Here is a 15,602-nt window from a genome sequence, read left to right on the forward strand (position 1 = left end):
GCTCAGGAAAGATGGTGCGGTGGGACAATTTTTAGTAGTACAGAATCAATCGTGTGAATGATGGAGGGAAAACATATGAAAATTTTGATTGTAGATGACGAGGAAAACATTTTGGAGATTGTAGAGGCGTACTTGGTTGCTAAAAACTACCAAGTATTCAGAGCCATGGACGGAGAAGAAGCCTTGCGGAAAGCCGAAACCATCCGGCCGGATCTCATCGTCCTGGACCTCATGCTGCCGGATATCTCCGGTCTTGAGGTCTGCCGAAGAATAAGAAAATCCTCCAGCGTGCCCGTGATTATGCTGACGGCGAGAACAACGGAACAGGATATCCTGAGCGGACTGCAAATCGGCGCGGACCATTATATGACGAAACCCTTCAGCCCCAAAGAACTGGTGGCCCGAGTACAGACTGTACTGCGACGCTCACATCCGGAACCCCAAGAGGTGAAATGGTCCTTCGAAGGTGGTTTATTGGAAATCTATCCCGATAACAAGCAAGTATTCAAAAAGGGCGTAGAAGTGGGACTAACGCCAACTGAGTACAAGTTGCTGACTCTTCTGGCGTCACATCCTCAGCAGATTTTCCCTAGGCAACAGCTCTTGCAGGTCGTAAAAGGATTAGATTTTGACGGAACAGATCGAGTCATTGATGTCCATATTAAGAACCTGCGACAAAAGATAGAAGATGATGATACGCGAACCCCCTACTATATCCTGACAATCTATGGAGAGGGATACCGATTTGGTGGTCAAAAATGAAGCGAACAATAAAGTGGCAACTTCTCCTTTCCTTCGTTTCGCTTTCTTTTATTCTGGTAGGAGCCTTCAGCTGGATAACCCTGAACTTACTAGAGAGCCACTTTTCTGACTATGTCAGGGAGAGACAGGAGTCAGAGTTGGAAGAATACAGCACTGATTTAGAGAATCTCTATCAACAAAACGGTACCTGGGAAGAAAATTCGCAAGCAATTGAGCGTGTTGGGCGAAATGCTCTCCAACAGGCAGTGATTGTGAAGATATACGACGAGGATGGGCAACTTTTATGGCAGCCGTCCCCTTCTGAGGAAGAAGAGGCGAATACCCAGATGCAAGACCATCTCCTGCATATGGAGAAAACGGTATGGGATATAGAGAGCGACTACCTACAAACCCGCGTTACCCTCTATGATGGTGCCGAAGAAATTGGAACGCTGGAAGTCCAATCAGTGAGCCCCCACGCTTATACACAACATGATGCTCTCTTCATTTCCGGTATGAAGAGTACCGTGGTTCTGGTAGCTCTTATCTCGCTCCTCATTCCCCTCTTCTTTGCGCTACTGGTGGCCAAAAAGCTTAGTTCTCCTATCGTCACAATCAATGATTTCACCAAGGAAATTGCCAAAGGGCGTTACAGCAGTCTTTCTCTGGAAGAAACAGGAATCCGGGAGATTGATGACCTGCTGGTATCAGTGAATGATCTTTCCTTGCAACTTCAACACCAACAGAAGATCCGAAACCGTTTGTCCTCCGATATTGCTCATGAAATCAGAACGCCTTTGACGACCTTGAAAGGGAATATTGAAGCCATGATAGATGGTGTTTGGGAAATATCTGAAGAGCGGCTCTATCGTTGTTACGAAGAGGTAAGCCGAATTACGCGTCTGATTGGAGAAATCGATCGGATCAACGAACTCGAAAGTCAGGAGTCTCAGCTACAGAAAACCACCTTTGATCTTACGGAATTAGCCCAACAAATCGTGGATAATTTCCAACCCATGCTGGTTGAAAATAAACTCAACTGCTCCGTTAGTGGTGATCGCGTATTTATTTCTGCGGATCGGGACAAAATCCATCAGGTCTTAACTAATCTGTTGGCAAATGCCATTAAGTTTACCCCTTCGGGAGGAAGAATCGACCTTTACGTTTCGCAAAGTAAAGGCACCACTTCCTTTCGGATAATCGACAACGGACAAGGTATCCCTCCGGAAGAGGTGGGCCAAATATTTGAACGGTTCTATATGGCGGAGCCCTCCCGAAACAGTAAACTAGGGGGGCAAGGAATAGGCCTTTCCATTGTAAAGGGCATTGTGAATGCGCATCAAGGGACTATTTCCGTAGATAGTATTTATGGGAAAGGCACAACATTTACAATCAATCTTCCCAAGGCAAAATAAAATAGGGTTTATAAAAAAGTACTCCAACTAATTAAATAGGGTTGGAGTACTTTTTTCAGTGGTCTATTCTCTTATCGTGCAAGGACATCAATCTCCGCCTCTGTCGGATTATCGGATACAATCTCAATTAGCATGCGGTGGGGTAAGTTTAGACTAGTTTGTCCAAGTGATTGGATCCACCCTGTCCTCACGGCGATTTGCTGGGGGCTGTTATCCGATTTGTCACGAATCCGCTCCCCATCAATTTCGATAATATTATACTTCCCGGGAGCAGGATAGTAGGTGATAAGCCGCTGTTTCTCATTTCCGGTCAGGAGGAAGCGGTCCACTTCCTCGCCGTTGAACGAGATAACTGCATACAGCTTGCTCTTTTCTATGTGCGCAGTTTCAACGGCGAAGATCATTGTCGGTAAAAAAGATAGAACAAACAGAAAAGAGACAATAATGATATCAAAAGGTTTCACCATTCTACGATACTTTTTAATCATGATTCTCCCCCTTTTTCTCTCGTTTACTCTAACTGTTTTTTTCTCTTCAAGTACTCTGCTTCCGTAATATTATCTCTGGCAAATTCTTTTTGAATCTGTTCCAAAGAGGTCTCATTCGCAATTCGACTATCTGTTCGATCGGAAAGAATCTTGATAAGGAGGTACGCCACCATAAACAGCACTACAATCCAAAGCAACCCAATCAATCTCAAAGGTCCCAATCCGTCATGATTCAGTAGATTCCAATAACTCGACATGCCACTCACACTCTTTCCTGTTATCCGTCTTTACTTCAATCTCTTTCTCCTTTGAGGTTCCATCCTTCTAGATAGTAGGTTTTGGGCGGATAATCCCTTCTCCGGTAAATCCAAATACCAATCGCACCCACAAACAAGAGCAAGGACAATCCCTGTGACACCCGCAAGAAATCACCAATCCACAAACTATCCGTGCGCAGGCCCTCTATGAAGAATCTGCCCGCTGAATACCAGATGATATAGCTGAGGGCCACTTCGCCTTGCCGCAACAAACCCTTGCGGTTTCGCAAGGCAATGATTACGCCAAATCCGAGGAGACTCCATAATGACTCGTAGAGGAAGGTGGGCTGGTAGTACACACCGTTAATTTGCATCTGATCAATGACAAACTTCGGAAGGTACAAGTTCTCCAGAAATGTTCGAGTCACTTCTCCACCATGTGCTTCCTGGTTAGTGAAGTTGCCCCATCGACCGATGGATTGGGCCAAAAGGACATAGGGAGCCAGCACATCCAACATCAAGGCAACGGGAATCCTCTTTTTCTTGGTGTACCAATAGACAGTGAATCCCCCTGCAATCAACCCCCCATAAATGGCAATTCCACCATTCCAGATTTGGACGATTTCGCCCGGATTTTGCAGATAGTACTGCCATTCGAAGAGAATGTAGTAGATTCTGGCTCCAATCAGCCCAATGGGAATCGCCCACATTGTCATATCTGTAACGGTATCTTCTCCTAAGCCTCTTTTCGTGCCCTCCTTGGACGCCAAGGAGATTGCCAATAGCATAGCAGCCCCAATGATAATCCCATACCAGTAGACGGTGAATGGGCCAAATGAGAAAGCTACGCGATCAATTGTTCCTACTATTGTTTCCATACTTTCCTCCTTATAAGAAAAAAACGTTTATTTTATAGTGCTTTTACAATCCCAAGTAAGGTTCTGGGTCAACCTGAACCCCATTCTCATAAACCTCGAAATGCAGGTGGACACCTGTTGAATCCCCCGTTGTTCCCATTATCCCCAATTGTTGTCCTTGGGATACTTTTTGTCCGGGAGCAACCCGAAGGCTGCCCGCTTCCATGTGAGCGTATAAAGTTTGGAGTCCGTTTCCATGGTCGATTTTCACGTAGTAGCCCCATGAATTATGGTATCCGGCCACTAGAACGGTTCCCCCCTGGGCTGCCACAATCGGTCCCGATCCGGCAAAATCCATGCCCGCATGCAATTTCCACTCCCCTGTAAGAGGATGGATTCTGTATCCAAAAGGATCTGTTACAATCCCATTACTCGGGCGAATGAAACCAGACGCGGTAACGCTCTTCGCTTCAGGCAGGGTTTCCCCCGCAGAGGCATACTCCACTACCTTGCTTTCTTCGAAGAAGCTTTCAGGAACAATCTCACCCGCCATTGCAACCGCGACCTCTTGTGCAGCCTGTTGTCGTACTACTTCTTCATCAGCGATCCGGCGTTGCTCCTCCTTCAGTTGATCGGAGAGGGTGCTCACCGTTCCGGCAAGATTCTGTTGCTCCTGAGCAATCGCTTCTTTTTGTTCCACCGTAAGATCATACTCTTGGGCTAGCTGCTCGATTTGATTCTCCAGCCCTGCTTTCTGTGTCACCAAATTGGTTTTGGCTACTTGGATTTCCGCACTCAGTATTTCGAGGTTTTCCTGCTCGTCCTCAGCTGCCTGCTTTTTCTCCACCAGATCCATTTTGTCATTTTTCTGCTGGACGAGTATTTCCTTGTTGATGTTCATAATGTAAGTTACTAAGCCTATGTTCCCTATCATTTCTGCAAGGTTCTCCGAGTTGATAACTGCTTCCAGGAGAGTACGTGGATTTGTATCTGTTTGGACGGCTCTGGCTTGCACTTTAAGCTTTTCCCCTCTTAATTCAATCCGTTCTTCCAGCATTTCGGCTGCTTTACTTAATTCCTTTATTTTTTCCTCAGAACTTTGCAATTTCCCCTGCTGTTCAACTAATTGTAGGGTGAGCTTGTCGATTTCCTTTTGCAGGGTGATTGTTCCAACCCCAAGTTGCTCTTTCTTTGCCTCCAATGTGTCCAATAGCTCTTGTTGCCCTGAAGAATTCTCATCCAATTCTTGGATTCTGCTTTCCAATTCCGTTTTTTGTTGATTGAGCTCTTCCAGCGTATCAGCTTTCACATCCAAAGGTACCACCAGTAAACTTAAAAGCGTGGGAATTCCTAAAATCCTGAACATCTGCTTTCTATTCATGTATCCTCCTTAAATGTCGGCAAAATTTGCCCCTTTCTTTTGCTTATTTTACTGTACCAAGGAATTATGTAGGTTTTATGGAGTTGTTAATCTCCATAAAACCCACATAGTTTTACTCTATTCTTGTCTTAGAAAGTTATTCTGAATCTTATTCGCTTCACTGATGGAATTGGGTTCTTCGTAATTTTTTAATCTATCGTCCATTTCTTTACTAACGTGTTAGTTGTAGCATTGGCGAAAAAATAAAAGGAGAGTTGAACATGGAATCAATCTTATTTATTGTTTTGATGGTGGCAGGGCACATACTCATGATGTTTGTTATGCCAGGTATGCATGGCGGACATAATCATAAAGGACATGGTCACGCGGATCCCGAATCGGAAGACAAGAAAAAGTTGGAAATTGAAAACAAACGGTTAAAAGAGGAATTGAACGTAGTAAAATCAAAAATAAATCAAAATGAATTGTGAGGGCAATTCCACATTGAAGCAGAAAATCATTCAAATTTCAGGGTTTATTTTCATTACCTTTTTCATCTTATCCCTTTCGGTGGCAGCAACCATCAACTTTACCTTCCTCTACTCGTTTGACATTGGTTACTTGAATATATCGGAATATGTAGACATGCCGAAAGAGCAAATCTTAATGAACTATCGTATTCTGCTAGATTACCTGAATACCCCATGGATAGCGAAACTGGATATGCCGGATTTCCCTAGCTCAGTTAGCGGGTTATTCCACTTCACTGAAGTGAAGAAGTTGTTTATGCTGGACTACCTGATTCTGATTACTTCAGGGATAGGCTCCTTCTGGTTTATGCAGTATCTAAACAGAGAGGCTCAATACTGGCGGCTTCTTCGATACTTCCAGTGGGGAATCTTGCTTCCGCTGGGCGTTGTTTTGGCTCTATTGATCAACTTTGATGTGCTGTTTGTGCTATTCCATCAGGTATTCTTTAACAATGATGCTTGGCTATTTAATCCCGCAACTGATCCCATCATCTTAGCACTGCCGGCGGAGTTCTTTATGCATAGCTTCCTCCTGGCCTTCGGATTAATCGAAGTCCTGCTTGTAATTGGGTACTTCACTACTAAATATCGAATCTCTGCCCCAAGCCGTTGATTAAAAAGGTTATGGTTCATAAGAAAAGCAGGGCTCTCCATCGAAAGCATGGGAGCCCTGTTTTTATCGAAAATTTATCGATCTATGATTTTCCTTATACAGCATACTGGCTGGTCTGACCCGATTCTGGAAGGGGGTCAAACCAGCCAGTGCTTTTTTCGTTCCTGCTTCGTTTTATTTAGGGTCTAATTTCAAAAGCATGGCATTGATCGCAACAATAACGGTCGATAAGGACATGAGGACGGCGCCGAAGGCCGGACCCAAGGTAATGCCGATAGGAGCAAGGAGGCCAGCAGCAATTGGAATCGCGATAAAATTGTAGCCTGCTCCCCATACCAAGTTTTGTTTCATTTTACGTGTCGTCTTGTTTGCTAACTCGATAAAGGATTCAATATCCCCTGGATCAGACTGAGTAAGGATAATATCCGCAGAATCCAAAGCTACTTGCGTTCCAGCTCCGATTGCAATACCTACGTCTGCCAAGGCAAGGGAAGGTGCGTCATTGACCCCGTCTCCCACCATGATAACCGTCTTGTTTTGGTTTTTCATGGACTCGACCAGCTTGTACTTATCTTCCGGAGATTGATTGGCTTGGTATTGAATACCTAGAACTTCTGCAACTCCTTGTGCAGCTTCCTCGTTATCACCAGTAGCCATGAGTGGTTCAATTCCGTATTTTTTCAGCACCTCGATCAAGTTTCTGCTGGTTTCTTTCAGTTCATCTCCCAATGCGACAGCGCCGATTGCTTCATTATTTTCTACAAGGATACTTAAAGTAGCGCCTTTCGGAATATCCATACGCAATGCTTTTCCGTATGCCTTTTGGCTGATTAATTGATAGTGGTGGCCGTTCGCCTCCCCTTCTATTCCTGCTCCCGAAACGATTTCAATGGAGTCAAAGGAAACTGACTTAATGCCTTTCGCTTCAGCGTGGTTCACAATCGATTGGGCAATCGGGTGACTGGAGCCCGCCTCTATACCCGCCAACAAGCCTGTAATTTCTTCTTCAGAATATTTATCACTCAAAACAGTGACGTCCAACACTTTAAATTCACCAGTTGTTAAAGTACCTGTTTTATCCAATACCATAACATCCGCTTTAGTAGTTAATTCCAAAGCTTCTCTATTTTTAACCAGTAATCCTCGGCTTGCACCCAAACTAGTACTACGTGATACTACCAAGGGAATAGCAAGACCCAAAGCATGTGGGCAGGCAATAACTAACGTAGTCACAGTAAAGATAACGGCTGTAGGCAGATCCGCAATGATCGTCCAGATTAGTAGGGCGATTAAAGCTACTACAACCGCAATGTAGAACAACAAGCCAGCTACTTTGTGAGCCACATTCTCTGCTCGAGAAGGTTGGCTTTGTGCTTGGCTAATTAATGATTGTACTTGTGAGATAAAGGACTTATCCCCTGTTTCTGTTACTTCTACATATAGGACACCACTACCGTTTGTTGATCCACCAATGACTTGATCTTTAACATTCTTTTCGATTGGCTTAGATTCACCTGTTAAGAGGGCCTCGTTTACACGGGATTCTCCGCGAATAATGATACCATCAGCTGGAACATTTTCTCCTGCTTGAACACGGATAACATCTCCAACCTGAAGTTCAGACACAGGACGAGTTTCAATCGAATCATCTTCTAAAACAACATGAGCGGCTTTTGGCAATAATTCTGCTAGAGCTTTTTGCGCATCCCCTGCTTCACCCAATGCCTTCATTTCAATCCAGTGTCCTAATAACATGATTAAAAGTAACGTTGCAAACTCAAAGAAGAAGTCCATAACATGTTCTCCGGTCACATATCGAGCGGCCACTGCGTAAACACTATAGGCATAAGAAACCGTTATTCCCAAAGTAATCAAGGACATCATGCCTGGAGCTTTTGAATTAAACTCATCTTTCGCACCCATGTAGAATGGTTTTCCGCCATAAATGTATAGAATTGTTGCCAATACAGCTGCTACAACGTCTGCATAAGGAAAGATAATTTGGAAAGGCAACTGAATATCCATCAAAGGAGTAATGAGTAAGATTGCAATTCCTAATGGGAGTGACTTCAAGAAAATCTCCTTAAAGCTACCGTGATGGTGGTGGGCATGCCCTCCCATTGCGCCATGATCCATTTCACTGTGATCCATCGCACTATGATCCATCTTGCTGTGATCCATCTTGCTGTGATCCATCTTGCTGTGATCCATCTGACTATGGTCCATCTTGCTGTGATCCATCTTGCTGTGGTCCGTTGGTTTATTCGAACCGTTCTGTTGCTTGTTGTTCATAAACTTATCCTCCTCTTACCTCGATTAAAGAATGAGCCTCAGCTGTTCTCCCTGTTTCTTCATGAAGGATAAAAACTGAGGCTCCCCGAATAGAATCTGAATACAAAAAATTACCTAACTTACAAAATTTTTAAACTACCTTACTCCACTACTGAATACTTTGTGTCCTCTAAAACTGCGACAAATGTTGCTTTATCAATAACAGATCGTGTATTTATAGTAGCTTTTTTGCCTTTCAAATCAACAGACACTGATTCTACTCCCTTTATGGATTCGAATTTTTCTTTTACTCCCTTGGCGCAACCTTCACATTTCATGCCTTCTACGAATACTTCTTGTTTCATAAATTTTTCCTCATTTCTTTTTTTTATTATTAAATTTCTCTTTATCCTTTTTTGAAAGAAATGTTTCAACCGTCAGTCAACTATTAATGAAAACTAAAATGGGGTTGTGTGCAACAGTCGCAATTCTCCGCTTCATTGATCTCCCTTAAAAGATAGGGAATATCGGATAATGCTCCCAGAAACTCATCTTGCTTCGTTTTATTACCTTGAACGAGTGCAATTTTCTTGCTTTCATCAATAGACACGCTCTCCACTGCAGGGAATTTTTTTGTCTTTTCCGCTATTATGTTTAAGCATTTGAAACAAGATAAACTTATAGTTAACTCCATCCTCATTCTACCATCCCCAGTTTTTATTTCATAACAGAAGGTTGAAATCCTTTTAAACGTAATGCATTCAACAAAACAGAAATGGAACTGAAACTCATTGCTGCTGCTGCAATGACCGGGCTGAGCAGAGGACCGCCAAATGCATAAACAACACCCATCGCAAAGGGGATACCAAGTATGTTGTACGCGAATGCCCAAAACAGGTTTTCTTTAATATTTCGGATGGTGGATTTACTCAATTCAACAGCAGTAGGTACGTCCATGAGATCACTCCGCATTAAGACGACATCTGCTGATTCTATGGCTACATCCGTACCCGAACCGATTGCAATCCCTACATCTGCCTGGGCAAGAGCTGGAGCGTCATTGATTCCGTCGCCAACCATCCCTACCTTTTTGCCTTCATCCTGCAACTTCTTCACTTCATTAGCTTTATCTTCTGGTAAGACTTCGCTCAACACCCGATCGATGCCCACTTGCTTGGCGATGGCCTCAGCGGTCCGTTTGTTGTCTCCGGTGATCATGGCTACTTCGATTCCCATCTTATGCAGCTTCTTGATGGCACGTAAGCTGCTCTCTTTTACAGTATCCGCTACCGCAATGATTCCAGCGATTTTACCATCCTTTGCAATGTACATAGGCGTCTTACCTTGGCTTGCTAATGCATCGGAGGCAGATGCCAAATTTCCCAGACCAATATGCCTTTCGTCCATCAGCTTCTTGTTTCCGAGCAAGAGGTGTTGGCCATTGATTGTCACTTCAATCCCATGTCCTGGAATAGCATTAAACGTTTCTGTTTTCAAGAATGCTAGGCCCTTCTCTTCTGCGCTATTCACGATTGCCTCACCAAGTGGGTGCTCCGAGCCTTTTTCGGCGGAAGCAGAAAGAGTCAGTAATTCCGTTTCGGAAATCCCTTCAGCGGTGATAATATCCGTTACTTTTGGCTTCCCTTCTGTTATCGTACCCGTTTTGTCGAACACAATGGTGTTCAGCTTATGGGTCGTCTCCAACGCTGTTCCGCTCTTGAATAGCACGCCATGCTCTGCACCTTTTCCTGTCCCGATCATAATCGCTGTGGGAGTAGCCAGACCAAGCGCGCATGGGCACGCAATCACCAGTACCGAAATGGCTATAGTCAAGGCGAATACACCTGTTTGACCAGCAAAGTACCACGCTATCGCGGAAAGAATTGCAATCGCAATGACAATCGGAACAAAATACCCGGAAATGATATCAGCCATCTTAGCAATAGGGGCTTTGGATCCTTGGGCATCTTCCACTAGCTTGATAATTTGGGACAGCGCAGTGTCTTTTCCCACTTTTGTCGCCTTGTACCGAATCGTCCCATTTTTGTTGATACTCGCACCAATAATAGCATCTCCCACAGATTTTTCCACGGGGATACTTTCACCTGTGAGCATGGATTCATCTACCGACGTCAATCCTTCGATAACCACGCCATCTACCGGCATTTTCCCACCTGGCCTCACAACGATAATGTCGCCAACCACCACTTCATCAATGGAAATCTCTGACTCTTTTCCGTTTCGTACCACCAGTGCGGTTTTAGGTGCCAATCCCATAAGTTTTTTAATGGCTTCAGAAGTTTTTCCTTTTGTTAAGGTCTCGAGATATTTCCCTAGGACAATTAAAGCTAAAATAACAGCTGCCGTTTCATAGTACAGTTCATTGGCATAGGCTACTTCTCCACGGAAAATCATCACTGTTGCAAATACCCCGTAAAGGAAAGCTGCACTAGTTCCTAGAGAAATCAGCGAATCCATATTAGGGTGCCCTTTAGACAATGCCTTGAACCCATTGCGATATATTTTACTGTTTACCGCAACCACAGGGAGTGTCAAAACGAGTTGAACGATAGCAAAAGCTTCCGGGTTCATCATCGGGTTAATGAAATCAGGAAGGGGCGCATTTACCAAATGCCCCATTGCGATATAGAGTAACGGGGCTGTAAATAGCGCGGATATTAGAAACCTGTTCCAGAGACTCTTGATTTCTTTCTGTTTCTTTTCTTTATCCTGGTCTACCGTATCAGCAGTTGCTACTTCTTCATGGGCCTCATAACCTGAATCCATAACCGCCTTTATGATATCGGTAAGGTTCACCATACCCGGATCATACTCCACTACCAGTTTCTCCGTGGCCAGATTTACGGAGGAAAGATTTACTCCTCGTAGTTTCTGAGTTGCCTTTTCAATAGTCTGGGCGCATGAAGCACATGTCATACCCTCAATATTGAATGTTTTCTTAACCGTATTTGAAATGGCTGTGTATCCTGCATCTGCCACTGCTTTTTGAATGTCCGCTTCCGTCAATGCTGAACTGTCAAACTGGATATTCATTTTTTCGGTTGCGAGATTAACGTTCGCAGTCTTTACTCCTGGTAATTTCTGAGCAGCTTTCTCTACAGTTTGTGCACAGGATGCACAGGTCATGCCGTCTATACTGAATACTTTATTCTCCATCTTTGCTTTTCCTCCCTATTTTCCATGTTGGTGTAGGTTGCACTGACATTGCCTAGGTAGACATCGGCAGCTAACCTCTTCCACAGCGGAAGTTTTTTTCTTTTCCAAAATCTCTTCCAAGTAGCGGATATCATTAAAGCTCAATATGTTGTCCTTTATTATTTCCCCAATCACATGTCCTATATCTTTGTTGCAAATACGGTTGAAAATGTCGCCTGTATAGTTTCGGACAGTATCTTCCTCTGCAACACGTGCCGTGTAGATAAACTTTTTCCCCTCTTGCTCAGTGGATAACGCGCCCTTTTCAACCAAACGACCCAACAGAGTTTTTATGGTGGTTGCCTTCCAATTCATCTTATCTTCCAGGATCGAAATAACTTCCTTACTCGTGACATGATGGTTTGCCCAAACAACACGCATGACTTCCCATTCGGCATCAGTTATATGGGGAGTTAACGTTCCTGTCTTCATTTTTACCCCTTCTTCCCTGTTATTCGTTTACAAGTGTAAACGTTTCTATACTTATAATTTACACTTGTAAACATTATTTGTCAAATTTTTTTCTTAAAATCATAAAAAATAGGACAAGACTGAAATTATTGTGCGATTTCAGTCTTGTCCTATTTTAAATTTGCTGCCTATCTATAGATAGTTGCGCTGAGATTTATGTTATTGCGTGAGCGAATTTAATTTACTCGTTTCTTTTTTTATTTCCCTATGCCAAATGTAGAAAAGCGAACCCGTGTAGAGGTATTGCATAATAAATTGAAGGATTTCCGGTTTGGAATACCATCCGAACAGGACATACAGAGGCAAGCCAAGCAGTCCTTCTTTATGGTAAAAAATAGTCTCCGATAGGTCAAAGGCTTTAATAAATAGCGGGCTCTCGCTAGATAATAGGTTCATGGAGCCAAGAGCGGATAAGCCTTCATGGATACCGTAACCAAGCAAAAAGCCGGCTTGCAGGATGAGATAGGCCAAGGTGATGTTGAACAGAATCCTTAAATTGACTTTCACCAGCGAATGATTGATCAGGACTGCCAAAACCAAAGCCGATGCGATACCTGTAAACAGCGCAGCGATGGCGTACTGTCCGGCAAAAGTGAAGATCGCAACCTCTACGCCCTCACGCGCGACCATTATGAAAGCAACGCTGGCAATCCCGAAGGCAGATAGATTTTGGCTGACACTGCTTTCCACAGTTGAGACCATGTTTCGGCCGTGCTTAATCATCCAGTAGATGAACGTAGTCACCAATGCCAACGCAACGAAACTTGCTCCGCTCTCCCATAATTTTGCCACTTGATCCATTTTGTCGATCGCTTTGGACAGGATGTAAAGAATGCCCCCGATTCCAAGCGATGCAACAATGCCACCAATTGTCCCATAGTAAACATATTTCCGCAAAGACTCATTTTTGCTTTTCCTCAAATACTGAAGAATGATGCTGACGATAAGGAATGCTTCCAAGCCTTCCCTGCAACCCATGATAAACGCGGGCAGAAATGTATCCATAGTGATTCTCCTTTAAATGTATTAGTCCAGACCGTATTATTTCATGATGTAATTGAGAACGATTCTCATTCACATCATTATGGGGGCATCGGTTTAACTTGTCAATGAGAAAATTCTAATTTTAAAAGATATCGTTCTATCCGAGGCGTTGTCAGGAATCCAGGGGTTAGGTGGAAGACTCCACTTTACTCGGAACACGTTTCAGCACGAGATCCACTAATCCTCACTCAAGCGAGGATGTTCTGGTATCGACGGCTCTATTGTAAACATATGTATATATTTGTTTACATATGTATTATAATGGTTGCATAATAAAGGAGGCGAATTTCCATGGCTACAATCAGAATTGACGATGAACTCAAAAAAGACGCTGACAAAATGTTTGATGAAGTTGGGATGAATACTTCAGTTGCTGTAAAAATATTTCTTACGAGATTTGTCAAAACAGGTAAATTTCCCTTTGAAATTGAAGCCTTCGATTATCAACCAAGTGAAGAAACAAAAGAAGCATTCGAAGAAACTGCTGAAATGATAAAGAGATCAGATCTGGAGAATAAGGAAGATTTGAACAGCTACTTCTCAAGAATGAAACGAGAAGCAGATGAGGAAATGCATGCTTAACTTTTACATCAGAAAAAATTAAAGAAGATGACCCCGATTGCTTATCGAGATCATCTTCTTTATGTTGCATCTTGCATGCCTTTGTAGTGTAATTTTCTAATTCTCTGTTGAATCAAGGTAAAATGTCAGCCCTGGTTTACACCCTTGCTTTTGCCGTGATCAGCTAGCTCTGGAGATATGTTGTGTTTATTCCCAAACGGGTATGGACGATTTGTTGGTAACTTCATCTATGATTTTTTCGACTTCAGGAGTTTGATAATAATCGACGATGATTTGGAAATCAGGATCTTCAGTTTCATCTTCTCGGGAAGCAATCACATTATAATATGGCTTGGATGATTCAGCCACAGGTTCAAGGAAAATAGCATCCTCAGTAGGCACTAAGCCTGCATCGGCAGCCATGTCATTATTGACTACGGAGGCGTCAACGTCGGTCATAGCGCGAGCAGTTTGATTGGCAGCCAGGACAGTAAATTTTAGGTTTTTCGGATTTGAAGTGATGTCATTTACAGTAGGTAATAAGCCCTTCTCTGCATCCAATTCAATCAGTCCGGCAGCCTGCAACAACAGCAACGCTCTGGATTCGTTCGAAACATCATCCGGTATCGCGATTTCCCCACCATCCGGTATTTCATCTACAGATGTGTGTTTTTCGGAAAAAAGACCCATCGGATTCAGTGTTGTATAGGCGATTGTCGTGTTGCTGTATCCCGCATCTTCATTCACTTGTTCCATGTAAATTTCAGTCAAAGCCGCGTGCAGATCAATTTCGCCCTCTTCCAAAGCTTGGATCGGTTTCACATATTCCGTGAATTTTACCAGCTCGATTCTTACGGGTTCGTTGTTTTCTTCAAGTTGTTCTTGAACATGTTCCCACACCTCATTCCGTTCACCGACAACGCCAATTTTCACAGTCCGGATATCTTCTTGAGCCGCTTCCTGGCCGCACGCAGCGAGAAACAATGCCGCTGCCCCAACCGTTACTAAACTTTTAAATATTTTTTTCATGTTTGTCCGCCTCTCCCCATACTTCGTTTAAGCGATTTTGCCTGTCTTCTTCCAAAGGGATCATCCGCTCATGGTTTCCCTCTTTTTTATAAAAATCCTGATGGTACTCTTCCGCAGGATAAAAGATGCTTGCAGGTGAAATTTGCGTGACGATCGTTGTAGCGATTGCCAGCTTATCTTTCAGCTCCTCTTTTGAGCGTTCCGCAATTTCTTTCTGTGTTTCCGAGTGATAAAAGATTTCCGGACGGTACGACGAGCCGCGGTCCATGAACTGTCCCATGGCATCTGTCGGATCCGTTTGTTGCCAATAAATATCCAGCAACTCCCCATAGGAAATCATACTATTATCAAAAGTGATCTGGATCGCCTCTGTGTGCCCGGTTCCTCCTGCCTTCACTTCCTCATACGTCGGATTTTCTTTGAAACCGCCAGTATAGCCGGAAACGACGGACTCGATTCCAGATTGTTCATCAAACGGTTCAAGCATACACCAGAAACAACCTCCGGCAAGTGTTGCAATTTCTTTAGACATATTCTTATTCTCCCCCAAATGACGCTTCGCCAACTCATGACGTTTTTTCATTATATAACAGGAAGTTACTTTTAGATAGTGAAACAAAAACGATCAATAATGATCGCTTTATCCGAACACCCTGGATTACCCATTTTTGAAAATCATTGACTTTTCCTGTAATTAAATTATCCTATAAACATACCAGAAATGAGTGTTATGAAAATCGATGCGCTTT

15 protein-coding genes are annotated in these 15,602 nt (G+C 43.4%); 5 read left to right on the forward strand and 10 right to left on the reverse strand.

Going from position 1 to position 15,602, the window contains the following annotated elements:
* Positions 1 to 75 precede the first annotated feature (75 nt).
* A complete protein-coding gene (locus ACKPBX_RS07025) occupies positions 76 to 762 on the forward strand; it encodes a response regulator transcription factor (RefSeq protein WP_319994980.1) in 687 nt (228 codons plus the stop codon).
* A complete protein-coding gene (locus ACKPBX_RS07030) occupies positions 759 to 2,156 on the forward strand; it encodes a sensor histidine kinase (RefSeq protein ID WP_319994981.1) in 1,398 nt (465 codons plus the stop codon). The genes ACKPBX_RS07025 and ACKPBX_RS07030 overlap by 4 nt, the downstream gene beginning before the upstream one ends.
* Positions 2,157 to 2,227: 71 nt before the next feature.
* Here the strand turns inward: ACKPBX_RS07030 and ACKPBX_RS07035 are convergent, their stop codons facing one another.
* The 3 genes from ACKPBX_RS07035 to ACKPBX_RS07045 form a co-directional block, all read right to left on the reverse strand.
* The gene (locus ACKPBX_RS07035) at positions 2,228 to 2,644 is read right to left on the reverse strand and encodes a NusG domain II-containing protein (protein ID WP_370684631.1); all 417 of its coding nucleotides are present in this window, start codon (positions 2,642 to 2,644) and stop codon (positions 2,228 to 2,230) included.
* A 292-nt stretch (positions 2,645 to 2,936) separates the two neighbouring features.
* Positions 2,937 to 3,779 carry a prolipoprotein diacylglyceryl transferase gene (lgt, locus tag ACKPBX_RS07040; protein ID WP_319994982.1) on the reverse strand — a complete coding sequence of 281 codons (843 nt, stop codon included), beginning with the start codon at positions 3,777 to 3,779 and terminating at the stop codon, positions 2,937 to 2,939.
* Between the two features lie 43 nt (positions 3,780 to 3,822).
* The gene (locus tag ACKPBX_RS07045; protein ID WP_319994983.1) at positions 3,823 to 5,139 is read right to left on the reverse strand and encodes a M23 family metallopeptidase; all 1,317 of its coding nucleotides are present in this window, start codon (positions 5,137 to 5,139) and stop codon (positions 3,823 to 3,825) included.
* Positions 5,140 to 5,399: 260 nt separating this feature from the next.
* Between ACKPBX_RS07045 and ACKPBX_RS07050 the strand changes: the two genes are divergently transcribed.
* Positions 5,400 to 5,609, forward strand: a complete 210-nt coding sequence (locus ACKPBX_RS07050) for an adhesion protein (protein WP_068561776.1) — start codon at positions 5,400 to 5,402, stop codon at positions 5,607 to 5,609.
* Positions 5,610 to 5,622: 13 nt separating this feature from the next.
* Positions 5,623 to 6,261 (forward strand): TIGR01906 family membrane protein, encoded by a 639-nt coding sequence (locus tag ACKPBX_RS07055; RefSeq protein ID WP_319994984.1) that lies wholly within the window; start codon positions 5,623 to 5,625, stop codon positions 6,259 to 6,261.
* A gap of 174 nt (positions 6,262 to 6,435) precedes the next feature.
* Here the strand turns inward: ACKPBX_RS07055 and ACKPBX_RS07060 are convergent, their stop codons facing one another.
* The 5 genes from ACKPBX_RS07060 to ACKPBX_RS07080 form a co-directional block, all read right to left on the reverse strand.
* Complete coding sequence (locus tag ACKPBX_RS07060; RefSeq protein ID WP_319996416.1) at positions 6,436 to 8,502, reverse strand: heavy metal translocating P-type ATPase; 2,067 nt, start codon at positions 8,500 to 8,502, stop codon at positions 6,436 to 6,438.
* 191 nt (positions 8,503 to 8,693) lie between these two features.
* A complete protein-coding gene (locus tag ACKPBX_RS07065) occupies positions 8,694 to 8,897 on the reverse strand; it encodes a heavy-metal-associated domain-containing protein (RefSeq protein WP_068561777.1) in 204 nt (67 codons plus the stop codon).
* Positions 8,898 to 9,249: 352 nt separating this feature from the next.
* On the reverse strand, positions 9,250 to 11,709 hold the full coding sequence (locus tag ACKPBX_RS07070) for a heavy metal translocating P-type ATPase (protein WP_068624655.1): 2,460 nt from the start codon (positions 11,707 to 11,709) through the stop codon (positions 9,250 to 9,252).
* Positions 11,710 to 11,724: 15 nt separating this feature from the next.
* The gene (locus ACKPBX_RS07075; protein WP_086943879.1) at positions 11,725 to 12,180 is read right to left on the reverse strand and encodes a CopY/TcrY family copper transport repressor; all 456 of its coding nucleotides are present in this window, start codon (positions 12,178 to 12,180) and stop codon (positions 11,725 to 11,727) included.
* Between the two features lie 198 nt (positions 12,181 to 12,378).
* Positions 12,379 to 13,224 (reverse strand): FTR1 family iron permease, encoded by an 846-nt coding sequence (locus ACKPBX_RS07080; protein ID WP_319994985.1) that lies wholly within the window; start codon positions 13,222 to 13,224, stop codon positions 12,379 to 12,381.
* Between the two features lie 330 nt (positions 13,225 to 13,554).
* Between ACKPBX_RS07080 and ACKPBX_RS07085 the strand changes: the two genes are divergently transcribed.
* On the forward strand, positions 13,555 to 13,845 hold the full coding sequence (locus tag ACKPBX_RS07085; RefSeq protein WP_086629999.1) for a type II toxin-antitoxin system RelB/DinJ family antitoxin: 291 nt from the start codon (positions 13,555 to 13,557) through the stop codon (positions 13,843 to 13,845).
* 186 nt (positions 13,846 to 14,031) lie between these two features.
* On the opposite strand, the gene ACKPBX_RS07090 is transcribed toward ACKPBX_RS07085, so the two are convergent.
* A complete protein-coding gene (locus ACKPBX_RS07090; protein WP_086630000.1) occupies positions 14,032 to 14,853 on the reverse strand; it encodes a MetQ/NlpA family ABC transporter substrate-binding protein in 822 nt (273 codons plus the stop codon).
* Entirely contained in the window at positions 14,837 to 15,385 is a 549-nt protein-coding gene (msrA, locus tag ACKPBX_RS07095) for a peptide-methionine (S)-S-oxide reductase MsrA (protein ID WP_086630001.1), read from the reverse strand. The genes ACKPBX_RS07090 and msrA overlap by 17 nt, the downstream gene beginning before the upstream one ends.
* Positions 15,386 to 15,602 lie beyond the last annotated feature (217 nt).

It is taken from the genome of Trichococcus shcherbakoviae, from assembly GCF_963666195.1.
Classification (GTDB): Bacteria; Bacillota; Bacilli; order Lactobacillales; family Aerococcaceae; genus Trichococcus; species Trichococcus shcherbakoviae.

What these genes read in the sequence shown, in the direction of transcription:
- ACKPBX_RS07025 (WP_319994980.1), top strand. Translation starts at nt 76, where the DNA reads ATGAAAATTTTGATTGTAGATGACGAGGAAAACATTTTGGAGATTGTA.
- ACKPBX_RS07030 (WP_319994981.1), top strand. Translation starts at nt 759, where the DNA reads ATGAAGCGAACAATAAAGTGGCAACTTCTCCTTTCCTTCGTTTCGCTT.
- ACKPBX_RS07035 (WP_370684631.1), bottom strand. Translation starts at nt 2,644, where the DNA reads ATGATTAAAAAGTATCGTAGAATGGTGAAACCTTTTGATATCATTATT.
- lgt (WP_319994982.1), bottom strand. Translation starts at nt 3,779, where the DNA reads ATGGAAACAATAGTAGGAACAATTGATCGCGTAGCTTTCTCATTTGGC.
- ACKPBX_RS07045 (WP_319994983.1), bottom strand. Translation starts at nt 5,139, where the DNA reads ATGAATAGAAAGCAGATGTTCAGGATTTTAGGAATTCCCACGCTTTTA.
- ACKPBX_RS07050 (WP_068561776.1), top strand. Translation starts at nt 5,400, where the DNA reads ATGGAATCAATCTTATTTATTGTTTTGATGGTGGCAGGGCACATACTC.
- ACKPBX_RS07060 (WP_319996416.1), bottom strand. Translation starts at nt 8,502, where the DNA reads ATGGATCACAGCAAGATGGACCATAGTCAGATGGATCACAGCAAGATG.
- ACKPBX_RS07065 (WP_068561777.1), bottom strand. Translation starts at nt 8,897, where the DNA reads ATGAAACAAGAAGTATTCGTAGAAGGCATGAAATGTGAAGGTTGCGCC.
- ACKPBX_RS07070 (WP_068624655.1), bottom strand. Translation starts at nt 11,709, where the DNA reads ATGGAGAATAAAGTATTCAGTATAGACGGCATGACCTGTGCATCCTGT.
- ACKPBX_RS07075 (WP_086943879.1), bottom strand. Translation starts at nt 12,180, where the DNA reads ATGAAGACAGGAACGTTAACTCCCCATATAACTGATGCCGAATGGGAA.
- ACKPBX_RS07080 (WP_319994985.1), bottom strand. Translation starts at nt 13,224, where the DNA reads ATGGATACATTTCTGCCCGCGTTTATCATGGGTTGCAGGGAAGGCTTG.
- ACKPBX_RS07085 (WP_086629999.1), top strand. Translation starts at nt 13,555, where the DNA reads ATGGCTACAATCAGAATTGACGATGAACTCAAAAAAGACGCTGACAAA.
- ACKPBX_RS07090 (WP_086630000.1), bottom strand. Translation starts at nt 14,853, where the DNA reads ATGAAAAAAATATTTAAAAGTTTAGTAACGGTTGGGGCAGCGGCATTG.
- msrA (WP_086630001.1), bottom strand. Translation starts at nt 15,385, where the DNA reads ATGTCTAAAGAAATTGCAACACTTGCCGGAGGTTGTTTCTGGTGTATG.